The sequence below is a fragment of the Gilvimarinus sp. 1_MG-2023 genome, from assembly GCF_030548285.1.
The window spans coordinates 1-289 of record NZ_JAUOSC010000799.1; the positions used below are offsets into that span (position 1 = coordinate 1).

The 289-nt window shown below is 49.8% G+C and carries 1 pseudogene; it reads right to left on the minus strand.

Annotation, left to right across the window (positions count from 1 at the left end):
- Positions 1 to 192: pseudogene (locus Q4563_RS19090) on the minus strand (hypothetical protein); the annotation flags it as partial.
- Positions 193 to 289 lie beyond the last annotated feature (97 nt).

Genomic DNA, 289 nt, shown 5'->3' on the forward strand with positions numbered 1-289 from the left:
TTTTTCAATTTCGCGCATCGTCAGTGTGTTTTCAGTCACCAGGGTACCGGCGGTCAAGGTCTGGTTAGCCACCAGCACCGTGTGGTAATTCATCTTGTCGATCTGACGATATCCCAGCACCGCGGTCAGCAACGCTGAAATAGAAAATACCGTCAAACCAACAATGGCACTGCCGTTTAATCTGCGTTTCATGATCCATTCCTCCGGAACCACTGAACGAATAAAGGTTCTGACCCATTGGTCAGAACCTGATCAGGCGATCAAGGAGCAGTCAAGGTCCCTGCAACAG